Here is a 21,181-nt window from a genome sequence, read left to right as displayed (position 1 = left end):
TTTATTACATGAACGAAAGCAAATGGATCCATAGTTTTCATAAGCTGCCTGCCATCATCAAGTTCTTTATTTCATTGGCTGCCGGGGTAATTTGTTTCTTAATAATGAGAACGGAATCTATTCCATTCCAGCTGATGTCAGGCTGGGTTTGCTTTTCATTGGTAGATCTGATCTTAACCTGGATCACCCTGTTTACTGCTCACCCCCAGGAAATAACCATCATTGCCAAAAAACAGGACTTCAGCCGGTTGCTTGTCTTTTTTATCATTCTGGTGGCGTCGATCGTAAGCCTGGTAGCCATTGTATTGCTGTTACGCGCATTGCCGGCTCCGGGGCAAAGGGGCTATTATTATCATATCATCCTTTCTATAACCTCAGTTACCTGCTCGTGGATCTTGATCCATACCCTTTTTACTATCCGTTATGCACACCTTTTTTATACCTCTAAAAAGGAAGATGCCATTGAAAAGGAATATAGAGGCGGATTGGATTTCCCCAATGAGAAAAGACCCGATTATCTTGATTTCGCTTACTTTTCCTTTGTGGTTGGTATGACCTTTCAGGTCTCCGACGTAACGGTGTCATCTGGCATCATAAGGCGGTTGGTATTGTTGCATGGGCTCATTTCTTTTTTATTTAACACTACCATTGTTGCGCTTATCATAAATATTATTGCCGGATTGATCCAAAAATGATCCGCCGATTTAACCGGCAGATAATACTGCGGTCACAGCCTGCTAATGCGAATTTCCTAGGTTTGGCATATCCTTTTTAAAAGAATATGTGTGGAGCAGGAAATCGTATGAAAGCATGTTGGCAATATTTTATTAATACCTTACTATGCACATCGTTGCTTATTACCCTGCATTCCTGTCTTCCCTGCATAAATTGCCATAAGTTGCAAGGTGGGCTGACTAAACAACCTGTATCTTATAGCAGTGAATTACCCAACCTGCCTACTGCATTCAGTACCAGCCCACAGGTTATCCCATTGGAGCGAAAAAAATTGCATGAGATCTCCGGTATCGCTGCAAGTCATCAGAATAAAAACATCCTGTATTTAAACCAGGACAATGGGCATCCGAATTGCATTTATCTTACAAATACCAGCGGCCAGGATCTTGGCAAGCTGATCATTCGCGGCAGCAACAACCGCGATTGGGAAGATATAGCCCTTGGCCCTGGTCCAATGGCTGACCATAGTTATCTCTATGTTGCTGATATTGGCGACAATCACGCCTGGCATGGCAGAATACGCATTTATCGTTTTCCCGAACCGGATCTGACAAACGCTGCGTTTCCTGTTCAGAAAACAATAAAAAACGCCGAAACCATTACATTACAGTATCCCGACGGGCCACGCAATGCAGAAACAATTTTGCTCGACCCGCTTACCCGCGATCTGTATATAGTCACAAAGGAAGATGATAGCAGTAATATTTATGTAGCTTCCTTTCCCCAATCTACCCGCCATAAAGTGGTGCTTAAACCGGTAATCACATTACCCTTTCACCTGGTGACAAGCGGCAACATTTCATCAAATGGCCTTGAGATCTTACTGCGCAACGAAGAGTACTACTGGTACTGGAAACGTACAGCGGGAGAAACTATAGCCGCCGCATTGCAAAGGCCGCCTCGGCAAATAACACCGGTAAAAAAAGAACCGCAAGGGGAAGCCATCTGCTTTTCACCCAATCAGCAGGGTTACTTTACCTGTTCAGAAGTGAATAAAAAACAGCAACCGGTTATTTATTTTTATCAAAAGGATTCTACCCTGATAGCACATTATTAATTTGAGTTTTGATAGTAACGACAATCAACTTTTTTTTATAGTGTTTGGCGGGCTATTTGTGGCAGATACTACATTAATAATTTCCTTCCCCAGAAAATTTATATTGTCCTTCCCGAAAGTTGATAACGCTGCTTTTCTTCACTAAACATAAAGGAGGCGTTTATGGCAAAAAGAGGATCTTTACACTCGGGTTATGTCCTTATTGTTATTCTTTCTCTAGTATCCTGCCGTAAGGACATCGGCAAGTTTTGCGATTGCAAACAGGATGACATGGTGGCATCTGTTTCGGTATTTGCTTCCGGGTTCAATAATCCGCGGGGATTGACATTTGGACCCGATGGAAACCTGTATGTAGCTGAAGGCGGTATTGGCGGCAGCGATTCAACAACCGGTAAATGCACCCAGGTTATACCACCTGTGGGGCCATACAGGGGAAGTAAAACCGGCGCCCGTATTTTGAAAGTAGATAAGAATGGAATGATCAGCACGGTAGCTGAAAATTTACCATCGAGCCAAACAGCGCCCACATCGGGTAGCCTTGTTAGCGGTGTTGCTGATGTAGCTTTTCTTGGCACTAACCTGTATGCAGTGTTGGCAGGTGCAGGCTGTTCACATGGAGTAGACGGGATACCGAATGGGATTGTAAAAGTGAAAAACAATAAAAGCTGGGATATGATAGCAAATCTCAGTGAATGGCAAATGGCGCATCCGGTTGCCAAACCCGAAGAAGACGATTTTGAACCGGATGGTACCTGGTACGGTATGGTGGCAGTAAATGGCAGCCTGTATGCAGTTGAACCAAATCATGGTGAGATCGTGAGAGTAAACACCAATGGAAATATTGATCGCCTGATCGATATTTCGGCCAGCCAGGGACACATAGTGCCAACAGCCATTACCTGGTATAACGGAAACTTTTATGTGGGCAATCTGAACGTTTTCCCGATCACCGGAAATAGCAATGTATATAAAATAACACCTGCCGGCGCCATCAGTATAGTAGAAACCGGGTTCAGTACAATATTGGGTATTGCTTTTGACAAAGCAGGTGGTATGTATGTGCTTGAAAATACAACCAGCAATGCCAACCCCACTCCGGGCACCGGTGATATTATTCGAATTGATCCTTCGGGCAACCGGCGCACGCTGGTCACTGGTTTAAATCTGCCTACTGCATTGGAGTATGGACCCGATGGTAACTTATACGTTTCCAATTGGGGTTTTGGTGCGCCGGCAATAGGTGGTGGTCAGATACTTAAAATTAAGATCGATTGTGAGCGAAAAATGAACCTGCACGATCTGATTAAATAATGAATACACGGAAGTTTGAAAAAGACTGTCTGCCAGTTGGCGGGCGGTCTTTTTTTGCTGCTGACTGGCAACGCGTTGGGAAGGGTTGAAGATAGATGATGAAACAAATTCCCCATTCACGTGTTGAAGGGAAAAATCTACCTTCAATATGCAGCAAGCTACAAACAAAACATTTAAACTGGGTAACGACCTTACCGTGAATAGAATGGGGTATGGCGCCATGCGCATTACCGGTAAAGGCATCTGGGGCCCGCCAAAAGACAGAGACGAAGCCATTCGCGTATTACAGGCCCTGCCTGGTCTCGGCATTAATTTCATTGATACCGCAGATAGCTATGGGCCTAACGTATCGGAAGAATTAATAGCAGAAGCGCTCTATCCATATCCTGCCGGAATGGTTATTGCCACAAAGGGTGGGTTTGAACGCACTGGTCCCGATCAATGGCATATCAACAGCCATCCCGATCATTTGAAAAAAGCGCTGGAAGGCAGTCTTAAGCGCCTGAAGCTGGATCGTATTGATCTTTACCAGTTACACAGAATTGATCCCCGCGTTCCATACGAAAACACCCTGACCTTTTTACAAAAGGCGCAACAGGAAGGACTGATAAAACACATTGGTCTTTCAGAAGTAAACATCGCCAGTGTGAAAAAAGCGCAGGCGTTTTTCCCGGTAGTGTCGCTGCAAAACAAGTACAGCATAGTGGTACGCGACTGGGAACCTGAGTTGCAATACTGCCGGGAGAATGATATAGCTTTCATTCCCTGGAACCCCATCAATGCAGGTAACATAAGTTTCTTACAAAAGCTGGATGAAGTGGCTCAGCGGCATAATGCTACAGCCCAACAGGTAGCCTTAAGCTGGTTGTATCACCACGAGCCAAACATTTTGTTGATACCCGGTACGTCAAAAGTGAGCCATGCCGAAGAAAATGTAAAAGCCGCGGATCTCCTGCTCTCCCCGGAAGAAATGGACGAACTGGAAAGCGTTAGTGCTTAACCGGTCAGGCAGAGGGATGATTTAAGACATCCCCCTGCCTGATATTTATCATCTGCCCCCCATCTACAGGTCATGCGCCTGGCAACTGAGGTGAAATAGTTTTGTGGTGCAATCAATCACATACAAAACTTACTACAATGAAAGCCTCATCACGTAGCAACCTGTTTCTCCTTACTTTATATTTAGCCTTCACCTCATCGATCGTTCATGCCCAAACCAAATACCAATCAGTTGGCGGCGTAAAGCTGGTTATTGAAGGAACTTCTAATATTCATGACTGGGATATGAGATCCGATAAAGGATATTGTTCCAGCCTGTTCGATATTACAAATACGGGAACGCTGAATGGAGTGTCCTACATCAACTTTACGGTGCCTGCCGAAAGCCTGAAGAGCGAGCACAAGGGGATGGATAAAAATACTTACAAAGCGCTCAATACCGAAAAGTACAGCAATATCAGTTTTACCGCTTCTTCTGTAACAGTAAAGCCTAACGGCGCAGCTGGTTATTTATTAACTGCCAGGGGTAGGCTAACTATTTCCGGTGTTACCAAAGATGTGGTGCTTACAGCCAATGGTATCATGAATGCTGATAAGAGTATCAGTTACAACGGCGCCTACCAAATAAAAATGACCGACTATAACGTAGAACCACCCTCCATTATGATGGGGGCTATCAAGACCGGGGAATTTGTAACCGTAAAATTCGACCTGCTTTTAAGATCCATATAAAAAATCCGAAACCGACCACTTATCTAACTTCTACAAAACAATTTAAATATACTATTATGAGACCCTTGAATTTAATAAACGTTATAAAAGTAATACTGTTTTTATTTGCCCTGCCCGCAACCATTTTTGCGCAGGATGAAAAATTTTCCTATGGCCGCCCTGCTTACTGGCGCCCATACGATAAAACCGGTATTAACGTGTTTGAAACAACAAAAGAAAATACGATCCCTTACGATGGCATGAAGATAAGACTGGGCGCAGGATTCACCCAGCAGTTTCAGAACCTGAAACACGAAAACGATGGCGCTGCTAATTACGAAGGCGCCAACAGGCTGTATCCCCTGGCCCCTGGGTTTATGACAGCCATGGCTAACCTGAACATCGATGTGCAACTGGCTGAAGGGATCCGGTTGAATGTAACCACTTATCTCTCCAGCCGGCACCACAACGAAGCCTGGGTTAAAGGCGGTTACATCCAGTTTGATAAACTGCCCTTTAAAGGAAAGATCTGGGACGACATCATGAAAGTGACCACCATAAAAGTAGGTCATATGGAAGTGAACTATGGCGATGCGCACTTCCGCCGTTCAGATGGCGGCCAAACCATGTACAATCCTTTTATGGAAAGTTATATCATGGATGGCTATGCTACAGAAATAGGCGGTGAAGTATATGTGCAAAAGAATGGTTTGTTTGGAATGGTAGGCGTTACCAATGGGATGATAAAAGGGAATGTTGATTCAGCGATCAAATCGCCTGTAGATGACAATGTTAAACGTAAACCTTCTCTTATTCTGAAAGGTGGTATTGACAAAAAAATAGGCGATGCATTACGAGTACGGTTATCTGGTAGCTTGTATCATAATAGTAACTCGGCCGCCAGTGGTTTAACCCTGTATGGTGGCGACCGCGCCGGTAGCAATTACCAGAACGTAATGGAAAATGCACCTGCATCGAACGCCACCCTGCCCGCTTCAACTGCCATTGCTTTTTCGGGCAGACTGAACCCCGGTTTCAGCAAGAAAGTGGATGCCTATATGATAAACGGGTTTTTGAAAGTGCATGGGCTTGAATTGTTCGGTACCTATGAAAATGCACAGGGCCGGTCAAAAGCAGAAAAAGGAGTACGGTTAATGCAACAGTATGCAGGTGATGTGGTATATCGTTTCTGTCACGAGGAGAACCTGTTTGTAGGTGTTAGATATAATTATGTAACCGGCAGGTTGTCTGGTTTTGCAAATGACATAAACATCGATCGTTGGGCTGCAGCTGGTGGCTGGTTTATTACCAAAAATGTGTTGTTAAAAGGAGAGTATGTGATCCAGAAATACAATGCCTTCCCTGTTGGTGATTACCGCAGCTCAGGCAAATTCAACGGATATGTAATTGAAGCTGTGGTTGGATTCTAACCAACTCAAAATACAGGTTATGAAAATGCTCCTGATCATATTGCTGATGTCGTTCTGCTGGCCGCCTCATACCGTGCTGAAAGAAAAGTGGTTGATTGAGAAAGAAAGTAACCTGTATTTTGAGGGCAGAACGAACATCAGCAATTTCCGGTGCGGTATAACCAGTTACCTGCGTCCCGATACCGTTTGCTTTTGCCGGGAAGATGCTTCCAAAGCCATCTTAGGCATTAAAGGCGGTCTTTTAATTGATATAAATGGTTTCGAATGCCAGCAACCCTATATGAATAAAGACCTGCGAAAAGCCCTGAAGGCAAAAGAATGTCCCTTAATGAAAATAGCTTTGCTGAGCATTGGCAATTTCACCGGCAATGTTCCCCACGTAAAAGGTAAAGTGGCTATTACTTTGGCAGGTGTGACCCGCCTGTTGGATGTAGATTATACCGTGCAGCCAATTGATGAAAACAACCTGCGCTTATATGGCAGACAACAGGTTTTATTTGCTGATTTTGATTTAACACCTCCCCGCAAAATGGCCGGTCTTGTAAAAGTGGAACAACAAATAGATGTAAACTTCATGCTGGCATTGCGTTTATTAAAATAATGTATATGAGTATCAGAACAGCTTTAACAGCCAGCGAGGCTGTACAATTGATCCAAAGCGGCAACCGGGTATTTATTCATGGCAGTGCAGCCACCCCGGTTACGCTGATAAAAGCTTTACAACAGCGATATGCTGAGTTGGATGATGTGGAACTGGTAAGCATAACCAGTATGGGCGATGTTGATTTTAACCAGCCGCATTTCAATGGGCATTTCTTTTTTAATTCTTTATTTGTTTCTGCCAATACGCGCGATGTTTGTAATAGTGAGAACGGCGATTATGTGCCTGTGTTTTTAAGCCAGATACCGCAATTGTTCAAAGAGAATATTCTGCCAATAGATGTGGCGCTGATCACCGTATCGCCGCCCGATCTGCATGGCTTTTGTTCATTGGGAACCTCTGTTGATATCGCCCGCGCAGCTGTAGATACCGCCCGCATTGTAATCGCCCAGGTAAATCCGCGCATGCCCCGCACGCATGGCGATGGCTTTTTGCATCTGAACAATATTCATGCAATGGTTTGGGAAGAAAGCGAATTGCCCGAGGTTAACTATGCTGAAAAAGTCAGCGCCGCAGTAAAACAGATAGGAAGGAACGTGGCCGCGCTGGTTGAAGATGGCGCTACCTTGCAATTGGGTATTGGCGGTATTCCCGACCAGGTATTGCAAAACCTTACGGGGCATAAAGACCTGGGCATTCATACCGAGATGATGTCTGATGGGGTAATACCACTTATTCAAAGCGGTGTTATTAATAATAGTAAAAAAGCATTGAATATAGGCCGCACGGTTACCGGGTTTATGGCCGGCACCCGTAAGTTATATGATTTTGTACATGACAACCCATCGGTGCGCGTGATGAATATAGCGTATGTGAACGACACCAGTATAATCCGTCAGAACCCCAAAGCAACGGCCATCAACAGCGCGATTGAAATTGACCTTACCGGCCAGGTATGCGCCGATAGTATTGGTACTTATGAGTTCTCGGGTATTGGCGGACAAATGGACTTTATGCGTGGCGCTTCGTTATCGCCAGGCGGCAAACCAATCATTGCGCTTCCTTCCGTTACTTCAAAAGGGGAGTCGCGCATTGTGCCTTTTTTAAAGCAGGGCGCCGGCGTAGTTACAACCCGTGGACATATTCATTGGGTGGTTACCGAATTTGGCGCCGTTAACCTGTTTGGAAAGAATTTAAAACAACGCGGCAAAGCATTGATTGAAATAGCGCATCCCATGCACCGCGAAAAACTGGAACGGGCTTTTTATGAAAGGTTCCATTATTCGGCGCAGCAGGTATAAGGCAACCCAATTTTTAATTGATGTATTTAATACGTTTAATAAGGTGAGCCATCCGCCAACTCGCGGATGGCTCACCTTATTTTTATCAAAACTGTACTTTGTTCCGGCACTGCTTTTCCTATATCCTAAAATTAAAGTAAGTTTACACCGGTCATAGGGAGATAAAGTGTTGGATAGTAAGCAAATAAATATTGAAAAGGAGTTGTTCTCGCGCGTTGCCCAGGTAGACGAAGAAGCGTTTAATACGCTGTTTCACTGGTATGTGCCCCGCCTGCATACGATAGTAATGAAAGTGACGAAGTTGGAAGGGGTGGCAAAGGATATTATCCAGGAGGTGTTTTTGTATTTATGGATGGATCGCGAATCGCTTGCTGAAATAGATGTTCCCCAGAACTGGATCTTTAAAATTGCCTATAACCGCTCCTACAGCTGGCTGGCCCGGCAGGTTTCACGCAATCAAAAGTACAGCGAGTTCAAACTGCAAAACCCTGATGAAGGTGATGACAACCTGGAGAATACCGTTTTCCTGCACGAGACATCGCGGCTTATTCAGGAAGCAACATCACAGTTGCCGGAACAGGCCCGAAAGATTTTTCAATTAAGCCGCGAAACCGGGTTAAAGGCTGCGGAAGTAGCTGACCAACTAAACATTTCTGTACAAACCGTTCGTAACTCACTCGTACGATCAGTAAAATTCATCAAAGAATATCTTACCCAGCATGGTGTTTTACTACCTGCGCTGCTCATTTTAATAATTCTTTAGGTTTTTTTAAAAAGCGATAGGTATGTTTTCATTTCCCATGGTACATATTATATAAGGCGGGAAATGTAGCGTACTATTTTTCCCTCATTCAATAAATGTTGATGGAACAATTCCTTAAAGACGAACTGCTTGTACTGCTGGAAAAGGCCAGGGCCGGCCATGCTACCGGAGTTGACTATTCCCGGATAGCAGCGATCATCAATGCCGACCAAACCGGGGAGCTGATCGCCGAGGCCGATAATTTTCTCGCGCAGGAAGATCATGTTCCGTCCAGGCATATTGAGCCTTATAACTACGATTACTGGCAGCGCGCATTCCTTGAAATAAAACAAACCTGGCAGCAACAAAAGGCACAACCGGCAAAGGTAAAACGCATCCCAAAGATCCGTTACTGGTGGGTAGCCGCTTCTATTCTTCTGATAATAGCTGTTGGTACTTACGTTCTTATCAAAAAAACTCCGCCGCAACAAGTAGCAGCTTCTTATAAGATTTTACCCGGGAAAGAGGGCGCCATTTTAACCCTGGCCGATGGTTCACAGGTATTATTAGATAGTATACAAAATGGGGTAGTGGCGATGCAAGCCGGTACCACCGCCAAAATTGTCAACGGTACATTAGTATATGAAGGCGTTGGAAAAGAAGTTGAGTACAATGTTATGTCAACACCCAAGGCGCGTAAGTTTCATGTAATACTACCCGATGGAACAAATGCCTGGCTGAACAGCGCCAGTTCTATCAGGTATCCTACCACATTTACCGGCAATGAACGCAAGGTTACCATAACAGGAGAAGTGTATTTTGAAGTAGCCACCCTTCGACTCCGCTCAGGGCTGAAAATGCCATTTAATGTAAACGTAAATAACCAGGCGCAAATAGAAGTATTGGGAACACATTTCAACGTGAAGGCGTATGACAATGAAAGGGTTTTAAAGGTTACGTTATTGGAAGGGAAGGTGAAGGTGATAAAGGCGGACGGCAATCGGCCCTCCTATGCTAAAGCTTCGGCGGGCAAGGTAGAGGGCAGAGAAGAATCCGTTATTTTGAAACCTGGTGAACAGGCAACCATATCCCAATCATCCCAACAATCCCGGTTCAGACTATCCCATCCCATCCCGGTTCAGACAGATGGAGTAATGGCCTGGAAAAATGGCGTGTTCGATTTCAATGATATCAGTTTTCAGGATGCCATGGCTCAGCTCGAACGTTGGTACGATATTGAAGTGGTTTATGAAAAAGGTATTCCCACTAACGTTGAATTGAACGGGAAAATGACCAAAGACATAACGTTGAATGAGTTAGTAGGGATCCTCGAAAAGATTGGAGTGAAGTGCCGGCTGGAAGGAAGAAAATTGCTCATCCAATCATAAGGGGAAAAATATTTATCAGACAGCGTAAAGTATAGATCGCTGGTCTTTAAAATGTAAACGTTTACTTTATCCGGCTACGGAAAAGTACATTATAGAAAGAAAAGGACTGCCAAATTAAACGATTGCTAATGCAAAGATCACACGTTACATAATATAACCGAACAGAAGGAGGGTTAAGAAACTAAACCGGAAGTGTCGTTACCACTTCCGGAAGGATGTTTAATTGCCCAAAACGAAAGACGCTAAATCTTCATTTTTTAACAACCAAACGTTTGCAACTTATGCAAAAAAAATCAATTGGTTCCGGATTTTCTATGCCCTGGCATTACCTGGCTGATCGATTGCCTGATTGTGGGGAAGGGTTCAACGGAACCATCACCAAAAGATTGCTTCGCGCGATGAAACTGACTATCTTCTTTATTGCCGTTGCTATTTTCTCTGCTCATGCTGAGGGAACAGCTCAAAACATCACACTCTCCGGTAAAGACCTGCCGCTGAAACAGGTTTTTTCTGCCATTGAAAAACAAACCGGCTATGTTATATTCAACAACAAGCGTGATCTGGATGAAACGAAAACGGTTACCATAACAGCCAACGATCTTCCGTTAAAGGATGTGCTGGATCTCATTCTGAAAGATCAACCCCTTGAATATTCTATCAGGGGAAAAACAATCGTGCTGTCACGCAAAGTGCCCATTATAGATCCTGATCTGCCTGAAGCGCGGGTTCCTGTTACAGGTACTGTTGTGGATGCAAAAGGAAATCCGCTCGAAAATGTTTCCATAGTAATTAAGGGTAAAAATAAAGTGGGAACCACTACCAATTCATCGGGTGAGTTCCGCATTGAAGCGAACCAGGGTGATGTGCTTGTGTTCTCAATTATAGGTTATTTAGAGCAGGAAGTTACCGTAGGAAAAAATACTTCGCTCAGCATTGCATTGAATCCCATCGATGCAAAACTGGAAGAAGTAGTAGTGATCGGTTATGGTACGCAGAAACGGAGAGATCTTACCGGTGCGGTTGTTACAGTAAAACCTGATCAGATCACTGCCCGTCCCGGCCCCAACCCAATGGAATCATTGCAGGGTAGAGTAGCCGGTCTGGATATTACGCGTTCATCGGGCCAGCCTGGCGCCCCTCTTACTATTCAACTGCGTGGTAACAGGTCATTCACTGCCAGCGGTACACCTTTATTTATTATCAATGGTTTGCCCGGCGATTATACTACCCTGAACCCTTATGATATTGAATCTATTGAAGTGTTGAAAGACGCTTCTTCTACTGCGGTGTATGGTTCTGCAGGTTCAAACGGGGTAATTATCATCACTACAAAAAGTGGTAAAGCAGGAAAGTTAGCCATCGATTTCAATACTTATTATGGTAATAATGGCTGGTCTGTTACCCCAAAAATGCGTACAGGCGAGGATTACCTGCAAACCAAGCGGGATGCTTACAGTTATGTGTGGGATGCCGCAAACAGCCAGTGGACAACAACCGGCGCCCTTTGGCAATCACCTGCAGATGATGAGAAGATCTTTGGCACCCAACGATATGCCCTTTACCAGCAAGGTCAGTTTGCCGACTGGGCGAAGCTGTTCCTGCAAAAAAGTGCGCACACGCAAAACTATAGCCTGGGTGTTTCTGGCGGTACTGAAAAAACAAAAGGCTATATCTCTTTCAACTATACCAATGAAAAAGGGCAATATGTGGGCGACGATTATAAGCTCTTTTCTACTACCATGCGCATAGATCATAAAGTGAGGAACTTTGTTTCTGTAGGCGCCAACCTGACTGCCTCGTATGTAGACCGGAACAAAGCGCAGGACAAACTCGAGAACGCGCTGGTAACCGATCCCTTGGTGAAACCCTATAATGACGATGGAACGCTGAATACCAATTTGGGTAATAACGTGTATAACCTGTTGCTCAATCAGCAGTACGGTGTATATGGTAATGTAGATAACAACCTGAAATTGTATTTAAATCCCTATATCGAGATCAGACCATTAAAAGGATTAAGTTATTTATCACGACTGAGCACCTTCCTTACTTTCAATAATACATACAGGTTCGATGGGATAGGTTCTGTAAGCTATACGTATGCCAATGCCAATATTGCGAAAGCTCAGGTTGATCAGAACCGCGCTATTGGTTACCAATGGGAAAACATTGTAACCTATAATTTCAAAGTAAAGCGCGATCACGCCTTTACAGTAACCGGCATTACTACCTGGTACCATAACCAGAACACGAATACTACCATGAACCAAAGTAATATCGTGTCGAACAATTTCAAGTGGTACAAGTTTACAGGCGATGCAAACACCACCTCCACCTCCTCATACACGATGTCGAAAACGCTTGGTTTTATCGGACGTCTTAACTATGCATACCTGGGAAAATACCTGTTTTCGGCTACTATCCGCCGCGATGGTTCTTCCGTATTGTATAGAGATAACCGGTGGGATAACTTCCCGGCTGTTTCAGCCGGCTGGCGCATCTCTGACGAATCGTTCATGGAAGGAACAAAAAGCTGGTTGAACAGCCTGAAAGTTCGGGTAGGCTGGGGTGTTACCGGCACGGCTAAAATTGATCCTTATAGTTCTGTGGCCAACCTGGAATCCAACACTATGTCGTTGGGTGGCGTAACGGTGCCCATTTACCGCAACTCCCAATACCTCACCAACCCCGATCTGGGCTGGGAAAAATCGTACAATACGAATCTTGGGATGGATGCCTCGTTCCTCAACAACCGTATTGATATGTCATTGGATCTGTATAACACAAAGACCAAAGGCGTTATCTACGGTGTTACCGCGCCAATCATTTACGGACAATACACTTCCAGTCAGCAATATAAAACCAATATCAATGTATGCGAAACGCAGAACAGAGGTATAGAACTGGCATTGAACACCCGTAACATAGTTACCAATGATTTTAACTGGACCTCAGCCATCGCTTTTTCTTACAACAAGGAAAAGATCCTGGCATTAACAGGCGGTGTTGCCAATAATATTGCGAACGGTGATAACAACCAGTACTCGCTTACCATTGGTCAACCCGTAAATTCATTTCGCAATTTCAGGTTGGATGGTATCTGGCAGCTCGGACAGGAAAAGGATGCAGCTGCATTTGGCAAACGTCCCGGTGACATTCACGTAGATGTACCCGGTATGACACGTTTAGCAGAAGGGGTTTATTCAAAATCAGACGCCACCGGCGCTATCAACTATTATTATACTGATCTGGCTGCTGCGCAGAAATTTAATGGGGCGCTCACCGCTGCCAAAAATACCTATTCCGTTAGCGCCAACGATTACCAGATCGTAGGGCATAACAATCCCAGCTGGACAATGGGATTCCAGAACGGTTTCAGCTACAGGAACTGGGAATTGAGCGTATACTCTTATTTCAGATGGGGACAAACGATCAGTTATAATATGATGGGTTGGTATCAGCCAAGTGGATTTGCTACCAACGCAAGCCCTTCCAGAACAATACCAAAGTATTTCAATTACTGGACTCCCAACAATCCATCTAACGACTTCCCGGTAATGAATTACCTGGAAGGTCCGGGAACATTAACAGGGTTCTCCGGTTTGAACTATGTGGATGGATCTTTCTTTAAAATTAAAAATATCACGCTTGGTTACAATATGCCCAGGGAGCTGATTAAAAAACTGTCGCTCGAGAAGTTCCGGGTATATGGCACTATTACCAATCCTTTGGTTGTTACAAAGAGCCCGCTGTTAAAACAGTATGATCCGGAAATGAATGGTTCGCTCGAGTATCCGTTAACAAAACAAATTGTGGTGGGCCTGAATATGACATTCTAATTGTCGAATGATTAAAAACAGCGTAATATGAAAATAAAGAATATAAAAGGACTGATATATAAATCACTGTTTGGTTTAACTATAGCGCTTTCCGTTGCCTCATGTAAACTGGATGAGTACAACCCGATCTCTTTATCGGAGCAGGATGTGCTTTCGAAATTCGACGGTTGGAAAGCGTATCAATCTAACTGTTATACCGGGCTTTGGGGAACGCTTATCAGTATGCCCTATGGACTTTGTTCTGAAGTGGGTACCGATCTGTGGACATTTCCATCAAACAGCACTACTTACAAGGAAATAATAGGATACCAGGATCTGACCGTAAGTTTTAACCTGGTGGGTAATGTTTGGAATTATGCCTGGGGCTCTATTAAAGATTGCAATAAAACTATTCAGCTGGCTCCCAACTTAAAGGACGGCAAGGCTTCCGATATCGCTACACTGGTAGCAGAAACCAAATTGCTGCGGGCTTATTATTATTCAGTCTTGGTGACTCAGTTTGGCGAGCTTCCATTGATAACTACAGACGATCCTACAAAAAATCTGAGTCCAACCCGGAATAGTGTTCCTGAGATCTATACCCAGATCATTTCCGATCTAAGAGAAGCATTTAACAATCTGCCTGTAACGCCATTAGATAACAACCTGCAACGGGTAACCAAAAAAGCGGCGTTGGGACTGCTTGCCCGGGTATATGCACAGGGCGCCGGAGAAGGGTTGAGTGAAGGCGGAAAATCATATTGGGTACGGGCGAAAGAATGTGCCGACAGTCTGATCAACAATATGGGCACCTATGGCGCGGCTCTGTATCCTGATTTTGCCAATGTATTCGCATCAGCCAACAATAGAAATAACCAGGAAGTATTATTTACTGCGTATGGGCTCGATCCATATAGTCCTTCATACGATGTGTCTACCGCCAATTCAAAACCCAATTTGTACCTGCATTATTATCCCAAGTTTGATGATGCGTTCGGTACCGCCGATGTTTTCAAAAGGAGCGTAAACTCCAATACATCCAATGCCTACTATGGACGGTTGAACCAGGCGTTCGTGGCGCCCACTAAATATCTGATCAATTGCTTTAATGCAACTTATGATAAGCGCTGGGAAAACACCTTTCAAACGGCATTCACCAATTATTCAGGCGTTCAGGCTATTGCCAGTAACGGAAGCGGCGTTCCATCGCCTGCCAACGTAAAATATACTGATGCAACGGTTACACTTACGGCAGCTATGTGTACCAAATATGGGATCAATCCCGCGTTTGCAGGGAAGAAGATCTATCCTTATGCAGATGTGAATGCAAAGAATGCCTCTAAAAATGCTACCTGGCAGTACATTCCACAGATATGGCCCCGGGGTGTTTATACAGGAGCTATATCAAGTCTTGTCACTGTAGCAAATGCCAATGTGCATCCATATCCATTAGACCCAACCGAAGACCGTTTTTTTGCCTATTTAAGCAAAGACCCGCTCACAGCTGCGGATAAAGCCACCCGTGCATATGTTACAGTGAATATTGATGACCTGTTCGATCCCTCAGACCTTACAGGCAGTACGTACAAAGCCAATGCTGCAGGTAATGGTCTTACACCAAGTAGTTTAGCTATGCTGTTTCCTGCCATGCAAAAGTTCAATCATAATTTCGATGGCGGCTGGCTGGGTGGTAACTTCCAGCAGAAACTGGGTAATATTATGATCATGCGGATGGCCGAAGTGTATTTGATCGCTGCAGAAGCTACGATGCATACTTCCGGCGATGGCGCCGCTGCGGCCAATTACCTGAATGTATTGCGTAAACGCGCCTGCCGCAATCCGGGCGACTTCAATGTGGGTACCGGCATGCAGTTATCAACGGCCACCATGAATGATGTGTTTGATGAGTACGCCCGTGAATTGTGCGGCGAATTTACCCGGTGGGCTTTGTTGAAACGCAATAAAGCATTTGAAAGCCGGTTGCAGACTTACAACAAAAGAGCTGCGGCAAATTTCAACCCGGCAAAAAATTATGTTCGTCCGATCCCATTCAGTTTCCTGAACCAGATCAACAATGCGACTGACTTCGGAACAAATGGCTATTAGTTGTAGGTTTCATTGATTAGCAGACATACAGTTCCGATAAATCCGGGTTGGCGGATGTCGGATTCTCAAAAAAAGGATCGTCCCGGCTTTCCGGTAGGCGGTCCTTTTTTCTTTGGCCGCCGTCCTCGTGCCGCTGAAGCTTTAGCGAAGGCGCAAGTATTGGCGAAGGAGGCTTATCTTTACCGTTTCATGAAACCCTGACCACATGGGCGCGATAAAGACCTTTACGCTTTCCTCTCATAGCCGGCTCTTTTCAGTGCCTGATACCAATAAGGAATATCTTTTTGTTGAAGCTGGTAAACATCCCTATTATGCCGAGCCCTACCGGGCCGAGAGTTATGCGATCGTATTTATAAAAGAAGGGGGCGTAAGACTGAATGTAGGACTGTCGACGATGGATGTGGATGCGCCGGCCATGATCACACTGGGGCCTTCAGTTATCCGTTTTTTCACCAAACGCACCGACCTGTTGAAGATGGATGTTATTTTTTTCAAAGACACCTTCTTATTAGAACACCATGTGGATCCATTATTCCTTTCGAAATTCGAATTTTTTGAAAACAGCGAGCGCCCGACATTACCGCTAAAAGAACCCTTCCTGACGAAATACAGCAAAATATTTGACCTGTTTCAATTAACACAAACCACTACAGATCTTCACCAGGCGCCAATCATCAGGGCCTACATTTTTGCTTTGATCTATGAGATCGATGGGTATTACCGCCAGCATGCCGGTAACGAGCCCGCCTTACAAAAATCGCATCCTTTAATTACAAAATTCAGGCAGTTGCTCAGACGTCATTATATGCAGGAGCACAAGCTCGATTTTTATGCCGGCCAGTTGCATCTTACTCCCAAGTCATTGTCAGCAGCCATCAAAAAACACACGGGCAGGTCGGCCGGAAAATGGATCGATGACACCATAATACTGGAAGCAAAGGTTTTATTGCAGAATAAGGCGCTTACCGTATCGCAGGTAAGTGAAATGCTGAGCTTCTCCGACCAATCCGTTTTTGGTAAATTTTTCCGCGCGAACGCCGGCATGACGCCGGTGGAATACCGCAAAAAGTTCGTTTAGGTTTATTCCCGCCCAAAACCAACATAAGCCATTTCGACGAATACTGAGGCTATCCGGTCTACAATAGTTTCACCACTAATTGGAACTTTGTGCGCCAGTGGCATAGTGTTGGCAGCATTTACCAGGTTTATGGCAACGCTCACATGGAAGTATTCAATACATAAATTAACATGAACAATCAGTTACCAGATATTATTTCAAAAAACCTGAAGGTGGTGTTTTGTGGCATCAACCCGGGATTAACGTCTGCCATGAAGGGGCATCATTTCACCAATCGCAGTAACAGGTTCTGGCGGGTGCTTCACCAGGCAGGCTTTACACCGTACGAGATAGAGTCCCGGTTCGATACCACTATTCTTACTTATGGCTATGGGTTAACCACCGCAGTAGCGCGCGCAACCGTGCGGGCGGATGAATTATCAAAAGACGAATTTGCTTCGTCTATAGAGTCATTTAAACAAAAGATAGAGAAATATAAACCTGCCCGTTTAGCATTCCTGGGAAAGCCGGCCTGGCTGGCTTTCTCGGGATTAAAAAGGGTTGAGTGGGGATTGCAGGAGAAAAAATTTTGTGGTGCTATTGTTTGGGTGTTACCGAATCCAAGTGGACTTAACCGCAATTTTACATTACAGTCACTGGTTGATCATTACCAGGAATTGCTAAAAAGTATACCTGTTTTAAAACAAAATAATCATGGAACGCTTAACATATCTTAATAACGGGAATGCAGCGTACATCAACTCGCTTTACGAAGCGTATCAGCATGATCCCGGATCGATAGAATTTGGCTGGCAGAAATTTTTTGAAGGATTTGACTTTGGCGCTACTGAGGATAGTTCCACTATTTCCGCAGCCACGGATACTACGCTTACTAAAGAGATCAATGTGCTGAATCTCATCAATGGATATCGCATGAGAGGGCACCTGTTTGCAAAAACAAACCCGGTACGGGAACGGCGGCGGCATTTACCGGGAAAGGACCTGGCGTCTTTCGGATTGAACGATGCTGATCTGGACACGGTTTTCAAAGCCGGGGCAGAAATTGGTTTAGGGGCAGCTACGTTACGTGACATCCGGCAGCTGCTGGAAGAAACTTATTGCGGGCCCATTGGGGTTGAATATAAATATGCCGGTAATCCCGGGAAACATACATGGTTCCAGGATAAAATGGAAGCAGTCAGGAACAAGCCCCGTTTTTCAGTAGAAGAAAAAAAACGCATACTCAATAAATTAACGCAGGCAGTAGTGTTTGAAACATTTCTGCAAACAAAATTCCTGGGACAAAAGCGGTTTTCTTTAGAAGGCGGAGAAACCCTGATCCCGGCGCTAGACCTGTTGATTGAAAAGGGCGCCGGTACAGGTATGTCAGCATTTATAATCGGCATGGGCCACCGTGGCCGGTTAAACGTACTGGCAAATATTTTGGGGAAACCGTATAAAGAGATCTTTGAAGAATTTCAGGGTAAGACCCAGCAACATGACAGTACTTTTAGTGGCGATGTAAAATATCATTTAGGTTATTCCAATGATGTGACTACTGTAAGTGGAAAGCCGGTACACCTAAGCGTATGCGCCAATCCTTCCCATTTGGAAGCCGTGAATGCAGTGGTGGAAGGCATTACGCGTTCGAAAGCAGACTTCAAATACAAGGGGGACTATTCCCGGATCGTGCCGATACTTTTACATGGTGATTCTTCTATTGCCGGGCAGGGTGTGGTATATGAAGTGTTACAAATGGAAAAACTGGATGGGTATCACACAGGCGGCACCATTCATATAGTCATCAACAACCAGGTTGGATTTACAACAGATTATAAGGATGCACGTTCCAGTACGTATTGTACGGACCTTGCAAAAATTGTCTCTGCACCGGTTTTTCATGTTAATGGCGACGATGTGGAAGCTTTGGGTCATGTAATAGGGTTGGCTATCGATTACCGGCAGACTTTTCATGGTGATGTTTTTATTGATCTTTTATGCTACCGGAAGTATGGACATAACGAGTCGGACGAACCGAGGTTTACCCAGCCATTGTTATATAAATCGATCGATAGCCACCCCAATCCCAAAGAGATCTATGTGCAGAAGCTGTTTGCAGAGAACGCTATTCAAAAGGAGTATGCTATGGAGATTGATACTTCTTTCAAGGCTGCGTTGCAATCGTATTTGGATGAAGCGAAAGCGGTAGAAAGTATTGAGGTGACCAGGCCCTTGTACCAAAACGCCTGGCAGGGTTTGCGCAAGGCGAATGAAACTGATCTTGAAGAAGCGCCCGATACGGCTGTGTCAGCAGAAATGATTGAAGAGATAGGAAATGGGCTCACTACGTTGCCAAAGGATAAAACTTTTTTAAAGAAGATAGAAAAATTGTTTGATGGCCGCCAAAAAATGGTGCAGGAGACAAAAGTATTCGATTGGGCAATGGGAGAGTTGCTGGCTTATGGTTCATTGTTGAAAGAAGGCTACCCCGTACGGGTAAGTGGAGAAGATGTAAAGCGGGGTACCTTTTCACACCGGCATGCAACCGCAGCTATCATTGACTCAGGCGAAGAATTTGTGCCGCTTAACCATGTGGGCGCCACCGAAAAGTTCAACATCTATAACTCCCTGCTATCAGAATATGGCGTGCTGGGCTTTGAATATGGCTATGCTTCGGCCAATCCAAACGCGCTGGTGGTTTGGGAAGCCCAGTATGGTGATTTTTTAAATACAGGTCAGGTAATTGTAGACCAGTATGTGACAAGCGCAGAAGCTAAATGGCAATTAGGAAATGGATTGGTGATGCTGTTGCCACATGGATATGAAGGAGCGGGGCCGGAACATACGTCTGCCCGGATTGAGCGCTTTATGGACCTGTGCGCCAATAACAATATTCAACTGGTGAACTGTACAACGCCAGCCAATTTCTTTCATGTCTTGCGTCGTCAGTTGCATCGCGATTTTCGCATCCCGTTAATTGTATTCGCTCCGAAAAGTTTATTGCGTCACCCGTTATGCGTATCGCCGGTCAGTGAATTTACCCAGGGACATTTCCACAAACTGATTGACGATACCAATGTAACCAGCACGGAAGTAAAGCGGGTATTGTTTTGCAGTGGAAAAGTTTATTACGACCTGCTTCAAAGACAGCAGGAAAATAAACATCAGGATGTTGCTATAGTAAGGATAGAACAGCTTTATCCCACCCCATTTAAGCAAATGCAACAGGTTAAAGAGAAATACGCAACAGCAACAGAATTTATCTGGGTGCAGGAAGAACCGGAGAATATGGGCGCCTGGCCTTACCTGTGCCGCAAACTCCGCAACAGTGATCTCAACCTCCAGGTTATTGCGCGACCGGAAGCAAGCAGTCCGGCAACAGGTTTCTCAAAACAACACGCCGCAGAGCAACTGGAAATTGTTAACCGGGCGTTCGAACCTATTAATTGATCAAATTATGGAAAATACAATTGTAACAAGTTTCTGCATCGGTACGGAAGAATGTAAACAAACTTTATCGTTTATAAGTGCAGCAACTGCAAGGGAAAAATATACCGGCAAAGTGCCGCCGGCCCAACTGAAGGATTATATCCAGAAAAAATTTAGTACAGGGGCATTGCATGTAGACATGAATAGCCTCTCGAACCAGTTCCTGGTGGTTTATGCCGATGGCGAGGTAGCTGGCTATGCACGCGTTACCTCTAAAGGCAGCCGACCGGAGATCTTCAATGGCAAAAGCATCATGCGGATCGCCGACTTCTCGGTGTTGAAGAAGTTCGACGACATCCAGGTAAAAAAGAGCCTGTTTGAAAAATGTCTTTCTATTTGCGGTCTGCAGCAAATAGTATGGATAAGCGAATATGAACAAAACCCCGACCTGGAATTTTTTGCCAGTTATGGGTTCGTGAAAAACAGTGCTGTTACC

16 protein-coding genes are annotated in these 21,181 nt (G+C 44.7%); all 16 read left to right on the top strand.

The genetic code is table 11. The annotated features are described in order from the left end of the window. Positions 1-8: 8 nt before the first annotated feature. Positions 9-695, top strand: coding sequence for a DUF1345 domain-containing protein (locus ACJ751_RS26615; protein ID WP_407748577.1), 687 nt, complete (start codon positions 9-11; stop codon positions 693-695). A gap of 203 nt (positions 696-898) precedes the next feature. Then, on the top strand, positions 899-1,792 hold the full coding sequence (locus ACJ751_RS26610) for a hypothetical protein (protein WP_407748576.1): 894 nt from the start codon (positions 899-901) through the stop codon (positions 1,790-1,792). 162 nt (positions 1,793-1,954) lie between these two features. Next, complete coding sequence (locus ACJ751_RS26605; protein ID WP_407748575.1) at positions 1,955-3,103, top strand: ScyD/ScyE family protein; 1,149 nt, start codon at positions 1,955-1,957, stop codon at positions 3,101-3,103. Positions 3,104-3,251: 148 nt separating this feature from the next. Beyond that, positions 3,252-4,103, top strand: a complete 852-nt coding sequence (locus tag ACJ751_RS26600) for an aldo/keto reductase (RefSeq protein WP_407748574.1) — start codon at positions 3,252-3,254, stop codon at positions 4,101-4,103. A gap of 137 nt (positions 4,104-4,240) precedes the next feature. Next, entirely contained in the window at positions 4,241-4,834 is a 594-nt protein-coding gene (locus tag ACJ751_RS26595) for a YceI family protein (protein WP_407748573.1), read from the top strand. 56 nt (positions 4,835-4,890) lie between these two features. Beyond that, on the top strand, positions 4,891-6,243 hold the full coding sequence (locus ACJ751_RS26590) for a hypothetical protein (protein WP_407748572.1): 1,353 nt from the start codon (positions 4,891-4,893) through the stop codon (positions 6,241-6,243). A 19-nt stretch (positions 6,244-6,262) separates the two neighbouring features. After that, positions 6,263-6,844 (top strand): hypothetical protein, encoded by a 582-nt coding sequence (locus ACJ751_RS26585; RefSeq protein ID WP_407748571.1) that lies wholly within the window; start codon positions 6,263-6,265, stop codon positions 6,842-6,844. Positions 6,845-6,849: 5 nt separating this feature from the next. After that, positions 6,850-8,145 (top strand): acetyl-CoA hydrolase/transferase family protein, encoded by a 1,296-nt coding sequence (locus ACJ751_RS26580; RefSeq protein ID WP_407748570.1) that lies wholly within the window; start codon positions 6,850-6,852, stop codon positions 8,143-8,145. A gap of 166 nt (positions 8,146-8,311) precedes the next feature. Continuing rightward, the gene (locus tag ACJ751_RS26575; RefSeq protein WP_407748569.1) at positions 8,312-8,908 is read left to right on the top strand and encodes an RNA polymerase sigma-70 factor; all 597 of its coding nucleotides are present in this window, start codon (positions 8,312-8,314) and stop codon (positions 8,906-8,908) included. 101 nt (positions 8,909-9,009) lie between these two features. Next, positions 9,010-10,275 (top strand): FecR family protein, encoded by a 1,266-nt coding sequence (locus ACJ751_RS26570; protein ID WP_407748568.1) that lies wholly within the window; start codon positions 9,010-9,012, stop codon positions 10,273-10,275. A 281-nt stretch (positions 10,276-10,556) separates the two neighbouring features. Next, positions 10,557-14,114 carry a TonB-dependent receptor gene (locus ACJ751_RS26565; protein ID WP_407748567.1) on the top strand — a complete coding sequence of 1,186 codons (3,558 nt, stop codon included), beginning with the start codon at positions 10,557-10,559 and terminating at the stop codon, positions 14,112-14,114. A gap of 27 nt (positions 14,115-14,141) precedes the next feature. Then, positions 14,142-16,199, top strand: coding sequence for a RagB/SusD family nutrient uptake outer membrane protein (locus tag ACJ751_RS26560; RefSeq protein WP_407748565.1), 2,058 nt, complete (start codon positions 14,142-14,144; stop codon positions 16,197-16,199). Positions 16,200-16,404: 205 nt separating this feature from the next. Continuing rightward, complete coding sequence (locus ACJ751_RS26555; RefSeq protein WP_407748563.1) at positions 16,405-17,277, top strand: helix-turn-helix domain-containing protein; 873 nt, start codon at positions 16,405-16,407, stop codon at positions 17,275-17,277. Positions 17,278-17,447: 170 nt separating this feature from the next. After that, positions 17,448-17,993, top strand: a complete 546-nt coding sequence (gene mug, locus ACJ751_RS26550; protein ID WP_407748562.1) for a G/U mismatch-specific DNA glycosylase — start codon at positions 17,448-17,450, stop codon at positions 17,991-17,993. Further along, positions 17,971-20,706: a 2-oxoglutarate dehydrogenase E1 component gene (locus ACJ751_RS26545; RefSeq protein WP_407748561.1), complete on the top strand. Its 2,736-nt coding sequence runs from the start codon at positions 17,971-17,973 to the stop codon at positions 20,704-20,706. The genes mug and ACJ751_RS26545 overlap by 23 nt, the downstream gene beginning before the upstream one ends. A gap of 7 nt (positions 20,707-20,713) precedes the next feature. Next, positions 20,714-21,181 (top strand): GNAT family N-acetyltransferase (locus ACJ751_RS26540; RefSeq protein WP_407748560.1); only part of this gene is annotated, 468 nt, incomplete at its 3' end.

Origin of the sequence: Niastella sp. (assembly GCF_045805085.1) — a bacterium.
In the GTDB taxonomy this organism is placed as follows: Bacteria; Bacteroidota; Bacteroidia; order Chitinophagales; family Chitinophagaceae; genus Niastella.
The sequence above is the reverse complement of the archived record's forward strand: the minus strand, read 5'-3'. Positions and strand labels throughout refer to the sequence as shown.